Source organism: Pseudomonas sp. BO3-4 (assembly GCF_034044115.1).
Lineage (GTDB): Bacteria > Pseudomonadota > Gammaproteobacteria > Pseudomonadales > Pseudomonadaceae > Aquipseudomonas > Aquipseudomonas alloputida.
The window spans coordinates 2384291-2402598 of sequence record NZ_CP139018.1; the positions used below are offsets into that span (position 1 = coordinate 2384291).

Consider the following 18308-nt stretch of genomic DNA (forward strand, 5'->3'; position numbering starts at 1 on the left):
GACATCTTGGCGACTACCGTCGCCACCGCTCTCATTTTTCGTGCGGGGGACTAGACTGACGCTTACTTTCTTTACCTCGTTACTATTTCGGTCGATCCTAACGCCTCGCAAGGATTCTTGACGCGGACGATAAGCCCCAGATGGGTTTCCTCTGCATATCCGGTGAGCCTTTCCTCGCCGTCCTTAAAAGATCGGCACATCCTCAGTAAGGCTTGAGCATCAGCATCATTACCGGACAGGCTGATACGCTCAGCAATCCGTTTTAGCTCAACCACTGACCACTTGAGATCAGAGGCCAACCCTTGGAGGTCGCGGCGGAGTTCTTGGTTGGGCTTGGTTAGTGACATGGCTACACCAGATGAGCATTCCAAACCAACAGAACGCGGGCTTGGATGTAGGTCATGTCCCGGCGGATCATCCGATCCTTGTGCCGCGGGTTGTCCGAAATCATTTCATAGTGTTCCTCATCAGCAACCTGCAGGCGCTTGATGTAGAGCAGGTCATCCCAGACGAAGAGGTAGATCCCGTCGCCAACGAACTCGCGTACGTTGATGTTCACGATTAGCGGGTCGCGGTGTTTGATGGTGGGCTCCATCGACTGGCCCCAGCCGGTGACCACTTTCAGGTGGTAGTGCTCCTCAAACTCAACGCCGATTTCCCGCAGGTGGCTGGGGCTGACGCGAATGTCCTTGAGCATTTCCGGATAGTCGTGCGGGAGCTGGCCGCCACCCATTGCTGCGCGGATATCGTAGTGGGCGATCCGGACCTCATCTCCGACTAGGCCAGGGCGCTTTATGTCCTCAGGCACGACGCCAGAGGAGGAAAAATCCTCAGCCGCGGCTATCAAGCGCTGGCGGGCTTCTTCCGGAATGCCCTTGCCACTTTTGGCAAGCATCAGCTTAACCAAGTCGGTCGTGCTTCGTGCTGTTGTGGCAAGAGCCTCGACGACAGGCTGATTAAGCAGTAGCTCGGACTGGTCGACGCCCAGGGCTGATGCCATGGCCGCGATGTCCGCCAAGGTCGGCTCTCTCGTACCTGCCTCGTAATTCCCGACCCGAGATTGCGACTTCCAGCCACAGGCCTCTGCCAGTTGGGCCTGGGACATTCCCGTCGCTTTTCTCAGACGCTTGATGCGCTGGCTCAATGATTCATTCATGCGCGGGATTTCATCACGAAATGAAATGACCGGCTTTCACTTATTGTGTTTGCAATTAACACGAAACGTGTTTTATCCTTCGGTCATCAGTGGAGGAAGACCGTATGAACCAAGTCCGAACGATTCGCGAAAGGGCTGGCGTTACCCAGGCAGCGCTGCGCCGTCAGCTCGGCTGGAATCAGTCCCGCCTGGCCAACTACGAATCAGGCCTGCGTAACCCAGGGCTGCAAGAGGCGCGACTCATTGTGGAAGCGCTGAACGTCCTCGGTGCCAGTTGTGCCCTGGACGATGCGTTTCCGCCTGCGCAAGTCGCCGCCTAACCATTTCCAATTGCAAGGAGCCATCACCGCATGTACGCCAACCCCAAGCATCTGCATGACCGTGAGATCAAGGTCCGGGTCGATGAGGACACCTTTGAACTGATCCAGGCGCTGGCAAAGTTTCATCGCACTCAGCGCGCTGTGCTCTGCCGTGAGCTGCTTGAGGCTCAGCTGGCTGCCTTGGCTTCGGAGAATACCGGCGATCAGCACGTGGCCTGAAGGCCCTTAGGAGGCCCCATGCCGATTGAAGAAATCGGATTGGACCAGAGGCAGATGGAGCAGTTGGAGAAAGAGGCGATGAGAAGGGGTGTAAGCCCTGAGGCGCTGGCAGCTGAGCTGATCCGTCGAGAACTGGCCAACCGAACCAAGCCTCGCAACCCGCGAGGAGTCGTGACCCCGTTTCATCGAAAGGCCTGAACAGGCCCTGATAAGCCCGAATCGCGGGCACAAAAAAGCCGGGTTCGCGGCCCGGCTCTCTGCGAAACACAAATCTTTGAAGGGGATTATGCATATGCAGACCCAAATTGTACAGGCCTTGCAAAGGGTCGCGCCACAAAATGCGAACCACGATTTCGTAGCGCGCACGATGTCGTCGCGCGAAATCGCTGAACTGACTGGAAAGCAGCATCAGCACGTAAAGCGCGACATCGAGAAGATGCTTGGCGACCTGAAAGAAGATGCGTCCAACTTTGGACAGATCTATTTCGACTCGCAAAACCGGGCTCGGCGCGAGTATTGCCTGGACCGTGAGCACACCGACTGCCTGCTTACCGGCTACAGCGCCGCTATGCGCATGGCGGTTATTAAACGCTGGCGCGAACTCGAAGACCAAGCCACGCCGGCGGCACCGGCCGACTTGAGCAAGCTGGAAATCCTCCAGATGGCCCTGGAGTCGGAGCAGGCCCGCGTGCTGCTCACGGTCCAGGTCGAGGCCCAGGCCAAAAAGATCGACCACCTGGAGAGCCTGTTCAAGGAAGGCGAGACGGCAGCGCAGTTCTGCAAGCAGCTGAATGGTGTCAACGTCATGCAGGTGAACGGCTACCTCAAGGATAAGAACTGGCTTTTCACTGAGGGGCGGTCCGGTACCCGCTGGCGGGTAACTTCGTATGCTCGCGACCGCTACATGACCGAGCACCACAACGAGATCACGCCGCATGGCAAAGAGGCGTTCATCGCCTATACGCCGATTCTCCTCCGAAAAGGCGCAGCACGCCTCTACGACCTGTACCTGGCCGGGGAGCTACCCATGAAGAAGAACTGGGACGGCCTGCACACCCATGACAAGGCCGTGCGAGGTGCAGCATGAGCGACTTCGTGAAGGTTTCGTTGCGCGAATGCACCGACCAAGCCGCCCGCGGCGAATGTGGCTGGGTGTGTGCCGATTGCTGCATGTCGGACCCAGGCGGGATGGCAGATGAGTGTTTTCACAAGAACCAGCAGTGCACCGAAATCATCAAGCGCGACAAGCTGCATGCCATGCGTGAAGGGAACGAGCCGTCATGAGCATGGAATTGATGGTCAAGGCCATGAAGACCAAGGTCGGTAATCCGCTGCGCAAGCTGGTGCTAATCAAGCTGGCCGACAACGCGAGCGACCAGGGCGAATGCTGGCCGTCGTATCAGCACATCGCCGATCAGTGCGAGATCAGCAAGCGCTCTGTGATGAACCACATCAACACCCTGTGCGGTGCTGGCCTGTTGCGCAAGGAGATTCGCAAGGGCGGGCCAAAGGGTAACTCCTCTAACGTCTACTACCTCACCTTGAGTGGTGCAGCAGATTCACTAGGGGTAGTGCAGCAGATTCACCAGGGTAGTGCAGCAGGTTCACCCCCTAGTGCAGCAGATTCACTAGGGGGTAGCGCAGGAGCTGCACCCAGAACCAGTCACTCTTTTGAATCAGTAAAGGAACCAGTCATTGAACCAGTTTCGACCCAGGCTGAAGCCATGGTCGCGGAGGGTATCGTGATTCCGTTCGCGGCTCAGCAACCCCGCTGCGAAATTCCTGCTGACATGCCAGGACCGAAGGATTCGAACTGCAAAACGTTCAAGGCCTGGGCGAACTACGCCATGGCTTACCGTAAGCGCTACCACGCCTGGCCAGTGTGGAACGCCAAGTCAGGCGGGCAGGTTGGGCAACTCATCAGTCGTCTCGGCATCGACGTTGCCCACCATGTGGCCGCGTACTTCCTGACTGTCAACGACGCGCGCTTGATCAACGGCTGCCACAACCTGGGCGACCTGCTGGCCAAGGCCGAGGCCTACCACACACAGTGGGTGACCAATCGCCAGATGAACGCCACGACTGCCCGGCAGTTGGAGCAGACCCAGGCCAACATCAACGCGGCCCAGGAAGCGGCTGATTCGATCCTGAACGGCAAGGGAGGACAGCGGAATGCTTTCCTTGGCTGAAATTGCTGATCTTGCAAAGGCAATCTGCGCAACTGCTGAAGCAATGGGGCAGACCATCAGTGGCGGAGGCGCTCAGCTCATCGCTGAAGACCTTTCGGCCTATGACCCTGCCACCATCATCGGCGCGCTGCGTTCATGCCGCAGAGAGCCAGCCGGGCGCCTCTCGCTTGGCATGGTCCTCAAGCACGTCCACGCGGCTGATAGCCGCCCCGGGAAAGATGAGGCTTGGTCGATCGCCCTGGCGGCCAGTGATGAGCACGTGACCGTGGTGCTCACCACTGAAGTCCGCCAGGCGATGATCGCCTCCGGGCCGATCCTTGAGGCTGGCGACAAGGTCGGCGCCCGCATGGCGTTCATGAGCGCCTACGAGCGCTTGGTCAGCTTCGCCCGCGCCGAGGACCAGCCGGCCAAGTGGGAGGTGTCGCTGGGCTACGACGCTGGCCGCCGGGTAACGGCTATTGAATCCGCCGTCCGCGCCCAGCTCATTACCCACGAGACGGGTGCCAAGTACCTGGCCGACCTGCGCATCGCACCGATCACCGATGACGGCCAGGCCATCGCCGGCCTACTCACTGGCGAAGTGCGCGCTAAGGTCAGCCCCAAGGTTCGCGAGAAGCTGGCCGAAGTACGCTGCATCCTCATCGCCGCCAAGGCCAAGAAGGATCGCGAGCGCGCCAAGGAATCCCAGCGCCGCCGAGTCGATACTTACCTGCGCAAGCGGCAGACACGCGCCGCAGTCGCTCAGTTGAACATCAAGCGCGCCGGGCAGCCGGCCGGGGAGGGGGTGTGATGAATTCCCTGTGGCTGGCTTTCGTCTTCGCGCTGTGCGCACTGGGCGGATGGGTTGGCGCCCACGAGAGCATCAAGAACGACTGCGATCGTATCGGCGGCTTCTACATCGGCAACACCACCTACAACTGCACCATCGGGAGAGCCAGGCCATGACCGAGAAGATCAGCGTCAACAGCCAGGCCAAGCTCTCCGAGGCCATCACCATGATGACCCGGCTGTTTCGCGAGAAGAAGTTCGTCGTTGTGAGCATACGCCCGGGTAAGGACCGCACCCTGGACCAGAACGCCCTGTGGTTTGCCATGTACGAACGCATCGCCAAGAGCACCGAGATGGGCGACATCGAGGACGTGCGCCGCTACTGCAAGCTGCACCTGGGAGTGCCGATCATGCGCGCCGGTTGCGCCGAGTTCCGCACCGGCTGGGCTGAGTCGTTCATCCACCTGGATTACGACGTGAAGCTGCGCCTGATGGGGCCGTGCGCCATGTTCGGGCCGGATGGGTTCCCGGTGACTCGGTTGTTCGACCGCGCCCAGGGCTGCCAGTACACCGACCGGATCGTGGCCGAGTTCGCGCCGCAGGGCGTGTTCTTTGGTGACCTGCTGAGTGAGGAGGCGGCATGACATTGGCCAAGGAGATCAAGCCGAAGAAGTGCAAGGCACCAGGTTGCGGCAAGCTCTTCAAGCCGACAATGACCACGCAGAAGGTGTGCGGCATCGCATGTGCCAAGGTCATGGCCAAAGATCCGAAGCTGCAGAAGGTTGCGGCCAAGGCAATCACGAAGCAGGCCCGCCAGGACCTGCAGGAGCGCCGGGAGAAGCTGAAGACCCGCCGCGAGCACATGGCCGAGGCGCAGACCGCGTTCAATGCCTACATTCGCGAGCGCGACGCCGGTCTGCCGTGCATCAGCTGCGATTCGAACCCGAGTGACCACGACCTCATCACCGGTAGCCGCTGGGACGCCGGCCACTATCGGTCGGTCGGCGCCTGCCCAGAGCTGCGCTTCGAGCCGCTCAACGTGCACCGCCAGTGTGTGAAATGCAACCGGAACCTGTCGGGCAACGCTGTCGAGTACCGGATCTGTCTCGTGAAGCGCATTGGTGCCGACCAGGTTGAATGGCTGGAAGGGCCTCATAAGCCCCAGCGCCTGACCATCGAAGACCTGCAGGCCATCAAGGCCCTGTACAGGCAGAAGCTCAAAGACCTGAGGAGGGCTGCAGCATGACACCAGCATGGGGATTCCTGATTTTGGCCACCCTCATGGTGGTGGGTGGTGTGGCGTTGTCTTGGGCTGGCGCAGTGCGCCGCAAGCGCAGTTACGAAGAATTCATTTTGAGCAAGGCCAAGCAGGCAGGGGGTAAACCATGAAATACCAGAGCGTGTTGGCGGCAGTGGTTCGCGCCCTTGCGGCAGAGACCATGAGCGGCGTGGGTGGCGGGGACTTCGAGCCGAAGGTCCAGGCATCAAAGCTGAAGGGTGAGATCACCGGGAAGGATGCGGCCCTGCTGGTGGATTGTTGGGTGCACGCCCGTCTACACAGCAAGCTGATCCCGCGGCACTGGAATGCACTGACGGCAAGGTTCTCCACCCACAAGGCCAAGAAGGTGGATGCGATCGGAAAGCTGGTCCCGCTGATCGCCACCCAGGCGCCGAACCTGTTCCGTTACAAAGCGGTCACTGCCTGGGCCATCCCGCCCGTGAAAGGAATGCAAGCGTATTCGGGGAATGAGGTGGCCAGGCGTGCTGCCCGCGAGCGTGCAGAATTCGACTCGCTGCATGCAGGCGTGGTCAAGCGCCTGGAGGGAGGCGAGATGCCAGAGGATGCCGGCCAGGCGCGCCGTGAGCAGTACGTGAAGCGCTCCACTGACATGATCGTGCTGCCGGCCGAGTTCTACGACATCAACACCTGGGATGGCCAGGGCCTGAATCGGACCACGTACTGGCGCTGGAAGAAGGGGATTGAGAAGGTGCTGGACGATATGGTCGCCGAGGCTTTGGCTGCCTCCAGCAAGATCTTGGAGGAGGAAGGCGTTTTGATGGCAGATGCCGCTTGACAACTCTGCAACGGTGCAACAAAATTCTTGCATCCTGTCATTCCTGCGCGTGTTGAGGAGTGACACGCAGAACCCGGCCATTGCGCCGGGTTTTTTATTGGCCCCATGAGGGCCTCAAGAGTCCCGGCCCAGTGCCGGGATTTCTGTTTCTGGTGCAGGGACCCACTGCCAGCGTGGCCCGAAAGGGATAACTGGACGCGGATAAGCCGGTAGTGCCGCGATGCAGGAAAACACCGGCAGCCCGCGCACCCTTACCTCACATGCTCCGGGGTGGCGCGAGATCTGACCGGCGAGACCAGTGCAGTAGGGCGCTGGCGTCGGAGGGTCTTCGGCGGACAGGTGGGGAAAGACCCACACAAAGCGGGCAAGCAGCAGGTTTGCCGCCCGCCTTCCAAGCTGAGCAGAGAAGGGTTCGATTCCCTCTGCCCGCTCCAATTTCGTTATGTGCTGCTCCGCACCTTCGCCCGGCCCTTCAGTAGGGCCTAAAAAAGCTTGTCAAAAAGTGCGATAGCATTTTGCCTTGTCCGATTAAAGTTTTTGCTATCCCTGACGACACACCGGAGATGGATCCACAATTTTCGGAGTCTAGGATGGGGTTTTTCGACAAGGTCAAGGAGCTTGCGCTCAAGGCAAAATGCGGAGTTGGTATTCACGGAGGTGATTACACCAAGGCGAGCGGCGGCCCGGCTTGCTTGTACGAAAAAACATGCCCCGATTGTTTCGATCACCTGACCAAGCATAAGCATGAATACGGTGATTTCTCGTACAAGAACCACCACACATGCACGATGATTCGCCATTGCGTCCACTGCGCGCACGAAGACAATAAGGTGAAGCATGAAGGCTTTGCCGAGATGGGGATGGATGACTTCTGCAAAATTAAGGAGAAGTGCATTAGGTGTGGTTTCAGCCAAGTGAAGAAGGAAAGCCACACTTGGACTGAGGTGTCGAGAACTGATACCCACAAAAGAATGGAATGCTTCCGCTGCAACGCAAGTGAGACGCGGCCTCTATCCCGTCACTAAAGCGTTGAAACTAGTCATCTCAAAGCCCAGGCCATGACCTGGGCTTTTTCGTTCCGCCCCCAATTTTGAGCGCTGCTTTCCACGAGAGCCTGTGCCTGATCGGGGCCTCAAGCGGGTCTTTTTTTAGGAACAAAACATGGCCGAACCAGCAAGCACGACTGCCGGCGTCCTGCTGGTGAAGTACGGCGTGATCATTGGTGGCTTCGCGGGCGCGATCCTCTCGCTGACCTTCCTGCGGGGTCTCACCCGCGGTCAGGCGGTCGCCGCCTTCTTCACCGGCTTCGCTTCGGCAGTCTTCTGCACCCCTCTCGCCATCAGCTACTTCAGTCTTGGCGCCAGCGGAGAAACCCAATACGGCGTGGCCTTTCTCATAGGCCTACTGGCAATGAACATCATCCCAGTCCTGAAGTCGGTGGTGAGTCAGTTCGGAGCCAAGGGGGCTAACTGATGAGCTCTTCCCTGATTCCAGTCCTGGTCGGCACGAATGCGTTCCTGAGCGTGCTGGTGGTGATCGCAGCATGCGACTACCTGCGCCGGATTCGGCCCATGGACCATCCGCTGCTAGCCGTCGCGTTCTACCTAGTGGCCATTGGAGCGTTTGGCTCGTTCGTCCTGGCCATGGGCGGGCAAGTGCCCACCCTGTACGGCGTGATCCTCAAGCTGGGGATCATCCTGTATGCCGTTGCCCGGCGCGGCCATGTGTTCCAGCCGGGGTAGGGCGGCTCAGTCAGTCCGCAGCAACGGGAACAGTTCCTCGGGATTGCGTGACGCGGCGTTCATTTTTTCGCATTCAGACGCGGCGTCCGACTTATTGGTAAACCCGCGCTTAAGGCGCTCCTTCTCTTGATTGTCGTAGATATCGAAGCCGCCGGAAGTTGTGGCGGCGTAGAACCGGTTGCCGATGCGGAAGGATTCACCTTCGATAGGCACAGCCGGAACGATAACGAATCTTGGTTGCATGTGTCGGCCTCCCCAGGCAGAAGCCTAAGTATTAGTCCGGCAGGTGGAAGCAACAATATGACTCATCGAGACGATTCGATGGCGTGCCGTGTCACTAGCGCCAGTGGTTATCAGGTTTGCTAGAGCCAAATGGTTGAACCCCCCGCCACAAAATGAAGATGCGCCGTTTCGTGGCGCGACCACCAGAGGATCCACCATGGACAACCAGCACAAGAAGATCACCGGTTACCGCGACCTCACTCAGAGCGAGATCGACGGTATGAACTCAATCTAGGCCCTGGAGGCCGATGCCGGTGAGCTGTTCAAGCAAATCGGCCAGATCGAAGGCGTGGACCAGCGTACCTTGGCCCTGGCCAAGACCAACCTGCAGCAAGGCTTCATGTGGTTTGTGCGCTCGATCGCCAAGCCGGCTAATCCGTTCGCCTGATTCACCTGCCCATCACGCTCAGCCTGTGCGCAGGCCGGAGATATCCCATGAAGACCGAATACCAGGTTCGTCCCGTTTCCCGCTACATCGTGAGCCGCTACGCCACCGACGCTGACAGCGCCTCATCCTCGATGATTGGAGAGTTCCCCAGCGGCCAGCAGGCCGACCTGGTTGCTGACGCGATGGTGGCAAAGGATCGGGCTGATGGAATCGAGTCCGGCCGCACCCGTCACGGGCTGAGCCTGGGCGAGGTTATCTCTGGGCAGCGACTGGAGCAGGCAGAATGACGACCATCGCCTACAAGGACGGTGTGATCGCCTACGATTCCCGCGTTACCCGAGGTGACCTCATCACCGACGATGACTGCGACAAGTGCATTGAGCGCGATGGGGTGAAGTTCTTCATGTCGGGCGCCCTCTGTGACTATGACGCATTGGTCGGGGCCTACTTCGGCACCGCGCCATCGGGGAAGGTCGACGCCTCGGCAATCGTCGTTGATGGCGGCAAGCTGATGATGGTGGCGGTGGATGACGATACCGGTCTGTGGAAGTCACCAATCAAGCCTGATCGTCCTTACGCCATCGGCAGCGGCACGCCATACGCATTCGCTGCGATGGATATGGGGGCGAGCGCTGAGCAGGCCGTTGAGATGGCAGCCAGGCGCGATACCAGCACCGGTGGGAAGATTCGGGCGCTTCGGATAAGCGGGTAGCTGTGCCGCAGGGTAAGTGCGGCACGCTGCAGCGCGTAGCCTTCTATAGGTCATCCATTTTGTGTAGCGTTCGTTTGTGCTTTCTATCTAACTCAATGAACTCATCGGTCGCTTCGCTCCAAAGTTCAATGTACCTCTCTGACTCCTGGCGACTGAGCCCGACGAAAACCTCTTGTCCGGCGGAGTCCGAGCAGAGTGCGCTCTGGAGCCCAAGTAGTTTTCGAGTCGAGCGTTCGAGGTTCAGCATTTAGTCGTCCTCGTTGAGTAGGTCGCAAGCGGCCTTAGCTTCCGCTTCATCGAAGTAAGGACCCCCTACTACGTAATCTCCATCTGCCAGCGAGTCCTCTACGCGGAAGCAAAACTGTTCAACTGGAATGTTTGGTGGGCGCTGCCCCGGCTGAAGGGCGACCAGCTCCACGTGAGGAACGTGTACGACTCGATATCTCTTCTGCATCTTGCTCTCCGTGCGGTTAAATGAATTGACACCCACCAATACCGGCAACCAGCCACCATTACAAGCAGTAGGTTTTCCATGACAAAGCAACCCGACTGGGAGGCGATCGAACGAGCCTTCCGGGCCGGGGCGCTTTCCATCCGTACCATCGCTGACCGCAACGGGGTGAGCGACACAGCTATCCGGAAGAAGGCCAAGGCCTTGGGCTGGGAGCGGGACCTTTCCGAGCAGGTCCGCAAAGAGGTTCGCAACAAGCTGGTTCGCGGCGAGGTTCGCGAAGACCAATGCGCGAACCCTGAGCGTGACGCCGAGATCATCGAGGAGGCGGCAGAAGAGGGTGCGACGGTTGTTCGCAGCCACCGCCGCGACATTCGTAAAGCCGCGAACCTTGCGAATCTGCTGATGGATGATCTGCTGACCACCATCAAGCGCCGCGAGGACATCGAGGATGAGATCGAGCGCGAGACTGCCGACGATGAGAGCGGTTTCCGTCGTAGCTCAATGCTCGCCGCGGTCGCCTTGCCAAGTAACGCCAAAACCCTTTTCCAGCTGTCCTCGGCCATGAAGAATCTGCAGGTGCTTGAGCGCACTGCATTCGGCCTGGACGACAAGGAGCAGTCGAAAGACGCCGACGAGCTGTCGCAGCTGATGGATGAACTATCGAAGGATGCCTGACCATGAAGCCCGAGCACATGAAACTGCTACGGGACCGGTTCTGGCGGCTGAACAACCTGTACTTCATTACGGACAAGCAGGGCAAAAAGGTCCGCTTCCGCATGACGCAGGAGCAGGTCGATTACTTCCAGGGGATGCACACCCGCAACATCATCCTCAAGGCTCGGCAGTTGGGCTTCACCACGCTGGTCTGCATCGTTCAGCTGGATGCCGCGCTATTTGAGGCCGCCAAGTGCGCCTTGATCGCCCACACACTGAACGACGCCAAGCGGCTGTTCCGAGAGAAGGTCAAGTATGCGTACGACAACCTTCCCAAGGAAATACGCGCTGCTAACCCTGCTCGCAACGATGCTGCTGGTGAGCTTGTGTTCAGCAAAGGCGGATCGCTTTACGTGTCCACATCCTTTCGGGGCGGGACTCTACGGTATCTGCACGTATCCGAGTTCGGGAAGATCTGCGCCAAGTTTCCCCACAAAGCCCGAGAGATCGTCACCGGCGCCTTCGAGGCTGTCGCCGCAGAGTGTTTCGTTACGATCGAGTCGACGGCGGAGGGGCGGGCGGGCTACTTCTTCGATTACTCGCAGAGCGCAGAGAAGCAGCAGCTGGCCGGTGTGCCTCTGGGCCTGCTGGACTGGAAGTTCTTCTTCTTCAGCTGGTGGCGCAATCCGCTGTACTGGCTGGACCCTACCGACGTCACGATCCCGGATCGCCTGGCCAAGTACTTCGACGACCTGAGCGCAAAGCACGGAATCGTCACCAATCCAGGCCAGCGCGCCTGGTACAGCGCCAAGGAAAAGACCCTCGGCGACGACATGAAGCGGGAATACCCGTCGATCCCTGCCGAGGCATTCCAGCAGACGATCGAGGGCGCCTACTACGCCAAGCAGTTCACCAAGCTCTACGCCGCCCAGCGCATCGGCAAGTTGCCAGACAACAGCCACCTGCCGGTGCACACCTTCTGGGATATCGGCGTGGGCGACTCCACGGCCGTCTGGTTCATCCGGATCGTCGGTGAGGAGTACCACGTTGTCGATTTCTACCAGAACAGCGGCGAGGGTCTGCGGCACTACATGAAGGTGCTCAAGGATCGTGGCTATACCTACGGCGAGCACTGGGGGCCCCACGACATCGACAACCGCGAATTTGGTAGCGACGGCAAGACTCGGCGCGAGCTCGCGCGCGAGGGCTACGAGATCGACGGAGAGAAGTACCGCATGACCTTCCAGGTGGTTCCGAAGCTCGGCGTGGACGAGGGCATCGAGCAGGCACGGGAAATCCTGCCCAACTGCGCCTTCGACGAGGCCAAGTGCAGCGAGGGCATCGCCGCCCTGGAGAGCTACCGCAAGGAGTGGGACGACAAGCGCGGGTGCTGGAAGGACAAACCGCTTCACGACTGGTCATCCCACCCGGCTGACGGGTTCCGCTATTTCGCCGTTGCCATGGCGCGACGTAAACGCACAGGCGGTGTCCGCCGCATCGGAGGTTTGGCGTAATGCCTGTTCAATCCACCAACCCAGACTACGACGCTCACATCGAAGAGTGGCGGATGATGGACGATGCCCTGGAGGGCGAGGGCGCCATCAAGCGCAGCCCGCGTAACCTGCCCAAGCCCAGTGGCATGAACGAGGCCGAGAAGCTGGACGGCGCCGGCAATGCCTATCTCTACCAAAACTACACCGCCCGGGCTCAGTACGAACACTGGGTGCGGGATTCTCTGCGGTCGATGATGGGCCTGGTCTCGCGGCTGATACCCGAGGTGAAGCTGCCAGCGGGGCTGAAGGGGCTGGAGGACAACGCCACGGCTGACGGCTTCGGCCTAACCCAGCTGTTCCTGCGGATAGTGCGCCAGGCAATTTCCCATGGCCGGGTGCCGTTAGTGGTCAACATCGATGACAAGGGCCAACCGTACTTCGCCACCTACGCGGTGCGCAACGCCATCAACTGGGACACTGCCGACCAAGGCGGCCGCCAGGACCTAGTGTTGTCCGTGTTCCGCGAATTCAGGCGCAAGGAGCAGGACCGCTACAGCCATGAGTGCGAGACGGTCTACCGCGAGTTCTACATGGACGGTGCGGTCTGTCGTACTGGCGTGCGCAACGAGGCCGGCGAGCTGATCGAGGACGACCGCCCGCTGGGCACTGTCGATGGCAGTAACAACCTGGTGCGCGGCCTGGACTATATCCCAGTCATCTATTGCGGCTCCACCGACAACTCGCCGGACGTCGACGAGATCCCGCTACTGACCATGGCCCGAGCCGCGCTCAAGTCCTATCAGCTCAGCGCCGACTACTTCACCGCGCTGCACCAGACCAGCCACCCGCAGCCATGGGTGTCCGGCCTGGACGAGAGCGTTGAGCTCAGCGTGACCGGTCCGTCGGCGGCTTGGGATCTGGGGCCAAGCGGCTCGTGCGGCTATCTGGAGTTCCAGGGCGCCGGCATCCAGGCCGTGCGTACGGCGATGGAGGACCAGAAAAACGCCGCGCTCGAAGCCGGTGCGAAGGTCATGGACGTGTCGGGCACTGAGTCGGGCGAGGCCCGCAAGACTCGCCAGAACGACCAACACGCCACGTTGCACAGCATCGTCATCACTGCGGCGGATGCCATCGAGCAAGCCCTCCGGTATGCAGCGGAGTGGACTGGGTACAACCCTGATGACGTGGTCTTCACCGTCAAGCCTGAGTTCGTGATCCCAGAGATCGACGCCCAAGTGCTGGCTGAGCTGCAGAAGAGTGTCATGGCCGGCACCATCAGCGCCGAAACCTACTGGCAGTACCTCACCACTGGAAAGCTGCCTGAGCACCCCTACGCCGAAGAGGCCGAACTAATCGGCGACGACCACGGCGCGGGCGGCGTCAACTTGGACAAAGACGATGGCGAAGAAACCGGAGCAGGCAGCGGACGAGAAGCTGCTGGAGCAGGTAAGCCGCCACTCGGTACTGCTTGAGCGTCTCAAGGCGGGCGAGGTCAAGAAGTTCGAAACCTACCTTCGTAGAGCTGACAGCCATGTCCGCGACCAGCTAACCCGCAACGAGCTGAGCTCCTATGCCCGGAGCCGGCTGGAGGAGTTTCTGGGCCGGGTGAGCGGCAAGCTGTTGGGGATCTACAAGGCCTTCAGCGACCGGATGCAGTCCGATCTGGTGGACATTGCCCAGTACGAGGCGGCATTCGAAGGCCGCAGCCTGGCCAAGGCGCTGTTGATCGATGCGGTCATGCCTGCAGACTCGCTGCTCAGGGCGGCGATCAACACACAGCCCCTGCAAGTTGCCGGGGTTGACGGCGGCAAGCTGCTGAAGCCCTTCCTGAACGGCTGGACGCGCGCCGAGGCGGACAGGATCACCAACGCCATCCGGATGGGTGTCATCCAGGGCCAGACCAACGCCGAAATCACCCAAGCTATACGAGGCACAGCCGCGCAGAACTTCACAGACGGCGTGCTGGCGGTCACAAACCGAAGCGCCCGGGCTGTGGTGCAGACCGCAGTTCAGCATGTAGCCACCACGGCGCGCATGGAGACACTCAAGGCCAACGCCGAGGTGGTGCCTGGCTATCGGATCGTCGCCACCCTTGATCGGAAGACCAGCGTGCAGTGCCGCAGCCTGGATGGGCGCGAATACGAGATGGGCAAGGGGCCTGTGCCTCCGTTCCACATTCACTGCCGTACCACCATCACGCCGATCACCCGGTTGTCGGCGTTATTCGGGCAAGGCGCGACGAGGGCAGCAGTGGGCGCTGACGGCGGCGGGCAGGTGTCGGCAAGCCTCAGCTACTACCAGTGGCTCAAAACGCAGCCAGCGGCGTTTCAGGACGCCGCGCTGGGCCCTGTGCGCGGCAAGCTGTTCCGCAATGGCGGCCTGACAGCTGAACGCTTCGCCGCGCTCCAGTTGGACAAGAACTTCAAGCCGCTGACGCTCGACCAGCTCAAGGAGTTCGAGCCATTGGCCTTTGCGAGGGCGGGCATCGACTAGTTCGTCAACAGGCCGTCACGACGTGAACTGATATAGGTAAACGGATTTCCCGCCGGATCCTTTCCTTGGAGAACCATCTTCCCTTCTTCTTGAGAGATGATCTTCACCTCTCCTGTGGTTCCCGACAGGTACTGTTGATTCAGGTCGGGAAGGTAACGACCGGTGATCTGCTCTAGCGTAGGAATTGGTAACTCCATATCACCGAACTTGTATCGACCTGGCTCCGTTTTCATTCCGCTCAAAGTGAAGGTGAGGAAATCATCGTCAGCAGTCCATGTGCCAACGCCCCGAGCGGGCATCACTGCGGCGAACTCTTTCCCGCCGGTTTCACCTGAAAACTTGAATGTGCCATTTACGTTGTAATGGCCGTTTCGGAAGAATTCCGTGATGCCGCTGAATGTGAACTTGCCGCCAGGTACGGGATATTCGTACGTGCTGTCCCAGCGTCCGAAGAATGCTGGGTTGTGCTCGGGGCCAGACTCATGCACCGCGCTGTAAATCGTGGCGATGGTCGCTACTACTCCGAGAGCGGCTAGAGCTTTGGCATAACTCGTGCGAGCTAGATTCTTCAGCGTTTCGATCTTCATGTGTTGATCCTAAATGAAGTGATGGGAGGCATTCTGCCATCACTATTTGCCCGATATCTGAACTCACATCACAGATCTAAAACTTGGCCTCGCACTCGCGGGGCTTTTTCATGCCCGCCAGGTGGGCCAATCAATCCCCAGGGGATAGCCACATGCCTTTTGACTTCGACCCGGCCGCCCACGGTCTCACCCTCGACGAAACCCAAACCGCCGCGCTGAAGGCAGCGCTGGGCGGAGAGGTTCAGAAATTCCTGGACGGTGAGGTCTCGGGCCTCAAGTCCAAAAACACCGAGTTGATCGGCTCCAACAAGACTATCAAGGCCGAGCTGGACAAACTGAAAGGTCAGTTCGACGGCCTGGACATCGAGGCGGTCAAGGACCTGCTGGCAAAGGCCGGGCAGGACGAAGAGACCAAGCTGATCGCCGAGGGCAAGCTGGACGAAGTCATCAGCCGCCGCACTGAGCGCCTGCGCACTGACCTGGATAAGCAGGTCAAGGCTGCCAACGAGCGTGCGGACAAGGCCGAAGCCTTTGCTGCCAAGTACAGCGACAAGGTGCTGGCTGACTCCATCCGCGCAGCCGCCATCAAGGCCGGCGCGCTGCCCGAGGCTGCCGAGGACATCATCCTCCGCGCCCGCGGCACCTTCAAACTGAGCGAAGACGGCGAGCCCATTGCCACTGACCGTGCCGGCGAAGTCGTGTACGGGAAGGACGGCAAGACCCCGCTGTCTCCCCTCGAATGGGCGGAATCGCTGCGCGAAACCGCAACCCACCTGTGGCCAAGGGCTCAGGGCGCCGGGCAGACCGGCGACAACGGTGGCAAGGCCACGAAGAAATGGGGCGAGTACACCGAGACCGAGCGCGCTGCGATGGCTCGTGACAACCCCGACGCATTCAAAAAACTCCAAGCCACCCGAGGAACCTAACCCATGGCATCTACCCAACTGTCGGACATCTTCGTTTCCGACTACTACGGCACTCTGGAAGCGGTGAATTCCCCAGAGAAAACCGCCGTCTTTGAGTCGGGCATCATCACTCGCTCGGCCACGCTCGACGACATCGCAAAGAACGGCCAGGGCACGTCCGAGATCAGCTACTGGCAGGATCTGGACGCCGACGAAGCGCCGAACATTTCCAACGACAATCCGGATGACCAGGGCGAGGTTGGCAAGGCCGAGCAGGGCAGCATGCGCGCCCGGACCTTGTACCTCAACAAAGGCTACGGTGTCTCCGACCTGGCTGCAGAGCTGGCCAACTCCGAGCCGATGCAGCACATCCGCAACCGTTTCGGTACCTACTGGACTCGCCAATGGCAGCGTTACCTGATGGGCGCCGGCCGCGGCATCATCGCTGCCAACATCGCCCAGAACGGCGGCGACATGGTCAAAGACGCGGGCGCCTCGATCAGCGCCAACGCCTTCCAAGACGCCGCGTTTACCGCCGGTGACGCCGCCGACATGTTCGCCGCTATCGGCGTGCACTCGGTCGTCATGAACCAGATGGTTAAGCAGGACATGATCGAGTACCTGCGCGATTCGCAGGGCAAGATCATCCTGGCCACCTACCTGGGCAAGCCGGTATTCATGGACGACGCTCTGACCTACGCGCCGGGCCAGTATCTGTCGCTGTTCTTGGGCCAGGGCGCATTCGGCTACGGCGAAGGCGATCCGACCAAACCGGTCGAGCTGGAGCGCAAGCCTGGCGGCGGTAATGGCGGGGGCGCCGAAGTCCTGTGGGAGCGGAAGACCTTCATCCTGCAACCGGCTGGCTTCAGCTGGCAGGGCAGCGAGAACCGCAACCTCAGCCCGAGCGCCGTCCAGTACGCTTCAGCGGCCAACTGGAAGCGAGTGTTCGACCGCAAGCAGGTTCCGTTCGCCGCGGTCATCAGCGGCACCGCGACCCCTTGACCGCATGATGCGGGGCGCCGTCCTGGGGCCCTGCGCAGGAGACCAGCATGAAAGTCATCTACACCAACACCCCGGGCAGCGAGCGCGGCACTTGCTATCGCCGCCTGGACCAGTTCTTCGGCGTGATCGACGGCGCTACCTCGGTGTCCGTGCAGGGCGATGCCCCGCACATCGGCGAGGCCTACCAGCGCCAGGGCATCAGCGTGAGCGAGATCGAGGAAGGTCTGCGCCTGGATGGCCCTACCGTGGCTCAGTGGGTGGGAGAGGGTTACAAGGCGTCGGCATACCCACCGAACGGCTACGCCTCGGTCAGCAGCCAAGCGGAGATCGACAAGGCGATTGAGGAGGAGGGTGGCGGCGATCCCGAGACCGATCCTCACAAGATGAAGGTCCCGGAGCTGAAGGAATGGCTGACGGCTCAGGGCATTACCTTCGATCCCGCTCTCAACAAGCCAGAACTGCAGGCCCTCATTCCGCCGAAGGAATAAGCCATGACCGATTTCATCACCGTTGCCGACGTAGACGAGAATCTCGGGCAGGACTGGGCTGGCACTGGTGATGCGGTCCTTGCCGTGGCCATGGCCAACGCCTGGCTGACGGCCAAGATCAAGCGGGCGGTGCCAGATCCGGTGCCTGACGCCATCGTGAGTGCCGGCGCGCAGGTGGCCAAGCTGGCTGCGGCAGGCCGGCTATACAAGGACACCCAACGCGAGGTGCAGAGCAAGACCGTGTCGGCCCAGGCTGGCACATCGATCAGCAAGACCTACGTCGCGGGGTCTGTCGATCGCTCGACTGGTGAGAACTTCGCTCTCGACCTCATCGCCCCCTGGGCCCGCCGCGCCGGCACCGTTGTGCTCAAGAGGATATGA

At 60.4% G+C, this 18308-nt stretch carries 28 protein-coding genes and 1 pseudogene; 25 read left to right on the forward strand and 4 right to left on the reverse strand.

Annotated features, from left to right (window positions below):
* Positions 1-71 precede the first annotated feature (71 nt).
* Positions 72-347, reverse strand: coding sequence for a hypothetical protein (locus tag REH59_RS10965; protein WP_128573610.1), 276 nt, complete (start codon positions 345-347; stop codon positions 72-74).
* A 2-nt stretch (positions 348-349) separates the two neighbouring features.
* Positions 350-1156 (reverse strand): XRE family transcriptional regulator, encoded by an 807-nt coding sequence (locus REH59_RS10970; protein WP_014859801.1) that lies wholly within the window; start codon positions 1154-1156, stop codon positions 350-352.
* Between the two features lie 104 nt (positions 1157-1260).
* Here REH59_RS10970 and REH59_RS10975 point away from each other — a divergent pair, with 104 nt between their 5' ends.
* From REH59_RS10975 to REH59_RS11040, 14 genes are all read left to right on the forward strand, one after another.
* The gene (locus tag REH59_RS10975; protein ID WP_004573831.1) at positions 1261-1476 is read left to right on the forward strand and encodes a helix-turn-helix transcriptional regulator; all 216 of its coding nucleotides are present in this window, start codon (positions 1261-1263) and stop codon (positions 1474-1476) included.
* Positions 1477-1506: 30 nt separating this feature from the next.
* Entirely contained in the window at positions 1507-1695 is a 189-nt protein-coding gene (locus tag REH59_RS10980; protein WP_027919780.1) for a hypothetical protein, read from the forward strand.
* Between the two features lie 18 nt (positions 1696-1713).
* Complete coding sequence (locus REH59_RS10985; RefSeq protein ID WP_128573611.1) at positions 1714-1893, forward strand: hypothetical protein; 180 nt, start codon at positions 1714-1716, stop codon at positions 1891-1893.
* 94 nt (positions 1894-1987) lie between these two features.
* Positions 1988-2782, forward strand: a complete 795-nt coding sequence (locus REH59_RS10990; protein ID WP_014859803.1) for a Rha family transcriptional regulator — start codon at positions 1988-1990, stop codon at positions 2780-2782.
* Positions 2779-2979, forward strand: coding sequence for a hypothetical protein (locus REH59_RS10995; protein ID WP_014859804.1), 201 nt, complete (start codon positions 2779-2781; stop codon positions 2977-2979). The genes REH59_RS10990 and REH59_RS10995 overlap by 4 nt, the downstream gene beginning before the upstream one ends.
* Positions 2976-3884 carry a helix-turn-helix domain-containing protein gene (locus REH59_RS11000; protein ID WP_014859805.1) on the forward strand — a complete coding sequence of 303 codons (909 nt, stop codon included), beginning with the start codon at positions 2976-2978 and terminating at the stop codon, positions 3882-3884. The genes REH59_RS10995 and REH59_RS11000 overlap by 4 nt, the downstream gene beginning before the upstream one ends.
* Positions 3868-4674 (forward strand): hypothetical protein, encoded by an 807-nt coding sequence (locus REH59_RS11005; RefSeq protein ID WP_014859806.1) that lies wholly within the window; start codon positions 3868-3870, stop codon positions 4672-4674. Before REH59_RS11000 ends, REH59_RS11005 begins: the two co-directional genes overlap by 17 nt.
* Positions 4674-4829: a hypothetical protein gene (locus REH59_RS11010; protein ID WP_014859807.1), complete on the forward strand. Its 156-nt coding sequence runs from the start codon at positions 4674-4676 to the stop codon at positions 4827-4829. The genes REH59_RS11005 and REH59_RS11010 overlap by 1 nt, the downstream gene beginning before the upstream one ends.
* Positions 4826-5296 carry a hypothetical protein gene (locus tag REH59_RS11015; RefSeq protein ID WP_014859808.1) on the forward strand — a complete coding sequence of 157 codons (471 nt, stop codon included), beginning with the start codon at positions 4826-4828 and terminating at the stop codon, positions 5294-5296. The genes REH59_RS11010 and REH59_RS11015 overlap by 4 nt, the downstream gene beginning before the upstream one ends.
* On the forward strand, positions 5293-5898 hold the full coding sequence (locus tag REH59_RS11020; RefSeq protein ID WP_014859809.1) for a recombination protein NinG: 606 nt from the start codon (positions 5293-5295) through the stop codon (positions 5896-5898). The genes REH59_RS11015 and REH59_RS11020 overlap by 4 nt, the downstream gene beginning before the upstream one ends.
* Positions 5895-6041, forward strand: a complete 147-nt coding sequence (locus REH59_RS11025) for a hypothetical protein (protein WP_014859810.1) — start codon at positions 5895-5897, stop codon at positions 6039-6041. Before REH59_RS11020 ends, REH59_RS11025 begins: the two co-directional genes overlap by 4 nt.
* Positions 6038-6727: a hypothetical protein gene (locus REH59_RS11030; RefSeq protein ID WP_014859811.1), complete on the forward strand. Its 690-nt coding sequence runs from the start codon at positions 6038-6040 to the stop codon at positions 6725-6727. Before REH59_RS11025 ends, REH59_RS11030 begins: the two co-directional genes overlap by 4 nt.
* Positions 6728-7888: 1161 nt before the next feature.
* Positions 7889-8200: a hypothetical protein gene (locus tag REH59_RS11035; protein WP_014859812.1), complete on the forward strand. Its 312-nt coding sequence runs from the start codon at positions 7889-7891 to the stop codon at positions 8198-8200.
* A complete protein-coding gene (locus REH59_RS11040; protein ID WP_128573613.1) occupies positions 8200-8469 on the forward strand; it encodes a hypothetical protein in 270 nt (89 codons plus the stop codon). The genes REH59_RS11035 and REH59_RS11040 overlap by 1 nt, the downstream gene beginning before the upstream one ends.
* Before the next feature lie 6 nt (positions 8470-8475).
* Here the strand turns inward: REH59_RS11040 and REH59_RS11045 are convergent, their stop codons facing one another.
* The gene (locus tag REH59_RS11045) at positions 8476-8712 is read right to left on the reverse strand and encodes a hypothetical protein (RefSeq protein ID WP_012053004.1); all 237 of its coding nucleotides are present in this window, start codon (positions 8710-8712) and stop codon (positions 8476-8478) included.
* Positions 8713-8908: 196 nt separating this feature from the next.
* On the opposite strand from REH59_RS11045, the pseudogene REH59_RS11050 reads away from it, so the two are divergent.
* The 7 genes and pseudogenes from REH59_RS11050 (at position 8909) to REH59_RS11080 (ending at position 14945) form a co-directional block, all read left to right on the forward strand.
* Positions 8909-9139 (forward strand): annotated as a pseudogene (locus REH59_RS11050) (DUF7681 family protein).
* 47 nt (positions 9140-9186) lie between these two features.
* Positions 9187-9426, forward strand: a complete 240-nt coding sequence (locus REH59_RS11055) for a hypothetical protein (protein ID WP_014859815.1) — start codon at positions 9187-9189, stop codon at positions 9424-9426.
* The gene (locus tag REH59_RS11060) at positions 9423-9851 is read left to right on the forward strand and encodes a proteasome subunit beta (RefSeq protein ID WP_014859816.1); all 429 of its coding nucleotides are present in this window, start codon (positions 9423-9425) and stop codon (positions 9849-9851) included. Before REH59_RS11055 ends, REH59_RS11060 begins: the two co-directional genes overlap by 4 nt.
* A 532-nt stretch (positions 9852-10383) precedes the next feature.
* A complete protein-coding gene (locus REH59_RS11065; RefSeq protein WP_014859817.1) occupies positions 10384-10980 on the forward strand; it encodes a hypothetical protein in 597 nt (198 codons plus the stop codon).
* Between the two features lie 2 nt (positions 10981-10982).
* On the forward strand, positions 10983-12473 hold the full coding sequence (locus tag REH59_RS11070) for a hypothetical protein (RefSeq protein WP_014859818.1): 1491 nt from the start codon (positions 10983-10985) through the stop codon (positions 12471-12473).
* Positions 12473-13924 (forward strand): DUF4055 domain-containing protein, encoded by a 1452-nt coding sequence (locus REH59_RS11075; protein WP_014859819.1) that lies wholly within the window; start codon positions 12473-12475, stop codon positions 13922-13924. The genes REH59_RS11070 and REH59_RS11075 overlap by 1 nt, the downstream gene beginning before the upstream one ends.
* On the forward strand, positions 13851-14945 hold the full coding sequence (locus REH59_RS11080; RefSeq protein ID WP_128573614.1) for a minor capsid protein: 1095 nt from the start codon (positions 13851-13853) through the stop codon (positions 14943-14945). The genes REH59_RS11075 and REH59_RS11080 overlap by 74 nt, the downstream gene beginning before the upstream one ends.
* On the opposite strand, the gene REH59_RS11085 is transcribed toward REH59_RS11080, so the two are convergent.
* The gene (locus REH59_RS11085) at positions 14942-15532 is read right to left on the reverse strand and encodes a hypothetical protein (protein WP_014859821.1); all 591 of its coding nucleotides are present in this window, start codon (positions 15530-15532) and stop codon (positions 14942-14944) included. The genes REH59_RS11080 and REH59_RS11085 overlap by 4 nt on opposite strands.
* Before the next feature lie 152 nt (positions 15533-15684).
* On the opposite strand from REH59_RS11085, the gene REH59_RS11090 reads away from it, so the two are divergent.
* The 4 genes from REH59_RS11090 to REH59_RS11105 are packed head-to-tail and all read left to right on the forward strand — an operon-like array spanning position 15685 to position 18308.
* A complete protein-coding gene (locus REH59_RS11090) occupies positions 15685-16458 on the forward strand; it encodes a hypothetical protein (RefSeq protein WP_014859823.1) in 774 nt (257 codons plus the stop codon).
* Between the two features lie 3 nt (positions 16459-16461).
* On the forward strand, positions 16462-17439 hold the full coding sequence (locus REH59_RS11095) for a major capsid protein (protein WP_014859824.1): 978 nt from the start codon (positions 16462-16464) through the stop codon (positions 17437-17439).
* Between the two features lie 47 nt (positions 17440-17486).
* Positions 17487-17927: a hypothetical protein gene (locus REH59_RS11100; protein WP_014859825.1), complete on the forward strand. Its 441-nt coding sequence runs from the start codon at positions 17487-17489 to the stop codon at positions 17925-17927.
* A gap of 3 nt (positions 17928-17930) precedes the next feature.
* Positions 17931-18308 carry a hypothetical protein gene (locus REH59_RS11105; protein ID WP_014859826.1) on the forward strand — a complete coding sequence of 126 codons (378 nt, stop codon included), beginning with the start codon at positions 17931-17933 and terminating at the stop codon, positions 18306-18308.

What these genes read in the sequence shown, in the direction of transcription:
- REH59_RS10965 (WP_128573610.1), bottom strand. Translation starts at nt 347, where the DNA reads ATGTCACTAACCAAGCCCAACCAAGAACTCCGCCGCGACCTCCAAGGG.
- REH59_RS10970 (WP_014859801.1), bottom strand. Translation starts at nt 1,156, where the DNA reads ATGAATGAATCATTGAGCCAGCGCATCAAGCGTCTGAGAAAAGCGACG.
- REH59_RS10975 (WP_004573831.1), top strand. Translation starts at nt 1,261, where the DNA reads ATGAACCAAGTCCGAACGATTCGCGAAAGGGCTGGCGTTACCCAGGCA.
- REH59_RS10980 (WP_027919780.1), top strand. Translation starts at nt 1,507, where the DNA reads ATGTACGCCAACCCCAAGCATCTGCATGACCGTGAGATCAAGGTCCGG.
- REH59_RS10985 (WP_128573611.1), top strand. Translation starts at nt 1,714, where the DNA reads ATGCCGATTGAAGAAATCGGATTGGACCAGAGGCAGATGGAGCAGTTG.
- REH59_RS10990 (WP_014859803.1), top strand. Translation starts at nt 1,988, where the DNA reads ATGCAGACCCAAATTGTACAGGCCTTGCAAAGGGTCGCGCCACAAAAT.
- REH59_RS10995 (WP_014859804.1), top strand. Translation starts at nt 2,779, where the DNA reads ATGAGCGACTTCGTGAAGGTTTCGTTGCGCGAATGCACCGACCAAGCC.
- REH59_RS11000 (WP_014859805.1), top strand. Translation starts at nt 2,976, where the DNA reads ATGAGCATGGAATTGATGGTCAAGGCCATGAAGACCAAGGTCGGTAAT.
- REH59_RS11005 (WP_014859806.1), top strand. Translation starts at nt 3,868, where the DNA reads ATGCTTTCCTTGGCTGAAATTGCTGATCTTGCAAAGGCAATCTGCGCA.
- REH59_RS11010 (WP_014859807.1), top strand. Translation starts at nt 4,674, where the DNA reads ATGAATTCCCTGTGGCTGGCTTTCGTCTTCGCGCTGTGCGCACTGGGC.
- REH59_RS11015 (WP_014859808.1), top strand. Translation starts at nt 4,826, where the DNA reads ATGACCGAGAAGATCAGCGTCAACAGCCAGGCCAAGCTCTCCGAGGCC.
- REH59_RS11020 (WP_014859809.1), top strand. Translation starts at nt 5,293, where the DNA reads ATGACATTGGCCAAGGAGATCAAGCCGAAGAAGTGCAAGGCACCAGGT.
- REH59_RS11025 (WP_014859810.1), top strand. Translation starts at nt 5,895, where the DNA reads ATGACACCAGCATGGGGATTCCTGATTTTGGCCACCCTCATGGTGGTG.
- REH59_RS11030 (WP_014859811.1), top strand. Translation starts at nt 6,038, where the DNA reads ATGAAATACCAGAGCGTGTTGGCGGCAGTGGTTCGCGCCCTTGCGGCA.
- REH59_RS11035 (WP_014859812.1), top strand. Translation starts at nt 7,889, where the DNA reads ATGGCCGAACCAGCAAGCACGACTGCCGGCGTCCTGCTGGTGAAGTAC.
- REH59_RS11040 (WP_128573613.1), top strand. Translation starts at nt 8,200, where the DNA reads ATGAGCTCTTCCCTGATTCCAGTCCTGGTCGGCACGAATGCGTTCCTG.
- REH59_RS11045 (WP_012053004.1), bottom strand. Translation starts at nt 8,712, where the DNA reads ATGCAACCAAGATTCGTTATCGTTCCGGCTGTGCCTATCGAAGGTGAA.
- REH59_RS11055 (WP_014859815.1), top strand. Translation starts at nt 9,187, where the DNA reads ATGAAGACCGAATACCAGGTTCGTCCCGTTTCCCGCTACATCGTGAGC.
- REH59_RS11060 (WP_014859816.1), top strand. Translation starts at nt 9,423, where the DNA reads ATGACGACCATCGCCTACAAGGACGGTGTGATCGCCTACGATTCCCGC.
- REH59_RS11065 (WP_014859817.1), top strand. Translation starts at nt 10,384, where the DNA reads ATGACAAAGCAACCCGACTGGGAGGCGATCGAACGAGCCTTCCGGGCC.
- REH59_RS11070 (WP_014859818.1), top strand. Translation starts at nt 10,983, where the DNA reads ATGAAGCCCGAGCACATGAAACTGCTACGGGACCGGTTCTGGCGGCTG.
- REH59_RS11075 (WP_014859819.1), top strand. Translation starts at nt 12,473, where the DNA reads ATGCCTGTTCAATCCACCAACCCAGACTACGACGCTCACATCGAAGAG.
- REH59_RS11080 (WP_128573614.1), top strand. Translation starts at nt 13,851, where the DNA reads ATGGCGAAGAAACCGGAGCAGGCAGCGGACGAGAAGCTGCTGGAGCAG.
- REH59_RS11085 (WP_014859821.1), bottom strand. Translation starts at nt 15,532, where the DNA reads ATGAAGATCGAAACGCTGAAGAATCTAGCTCGCACGAGTTATGCCAAA.
- REH59_RS11090 (WP_014859823.1), top strand. Translation starts at nt 15,685, where the DNA reads ATGCCTTTTGACTTCGACCCGGCCGCCCACGGTCTCACCCTCGACGAA.
- REH59_RS11095 (WP_014859824.1), top strand. Translation starts at nt 16,462, where the DNA reads ATGGCATCTACCCAACTGTCGGACATCTTCGTTTCCGACTACTACGGC.
- REH59_RS11100 (WP_014859825.1), top strand. Translation starts at nt 17,487, where the DNA reads ATGAAAGTCATCTACACCAACACCCCGGGCAGCGAGCGCGGCACTTGC.
- REH59_RS11105 (WP_014859826.1), top strand. Translation starts at nt 17,931, where the DNA reads ATGACCGATTTCATCACCGTTGCCGACGTAGACGAGAATCTCGGGCAG.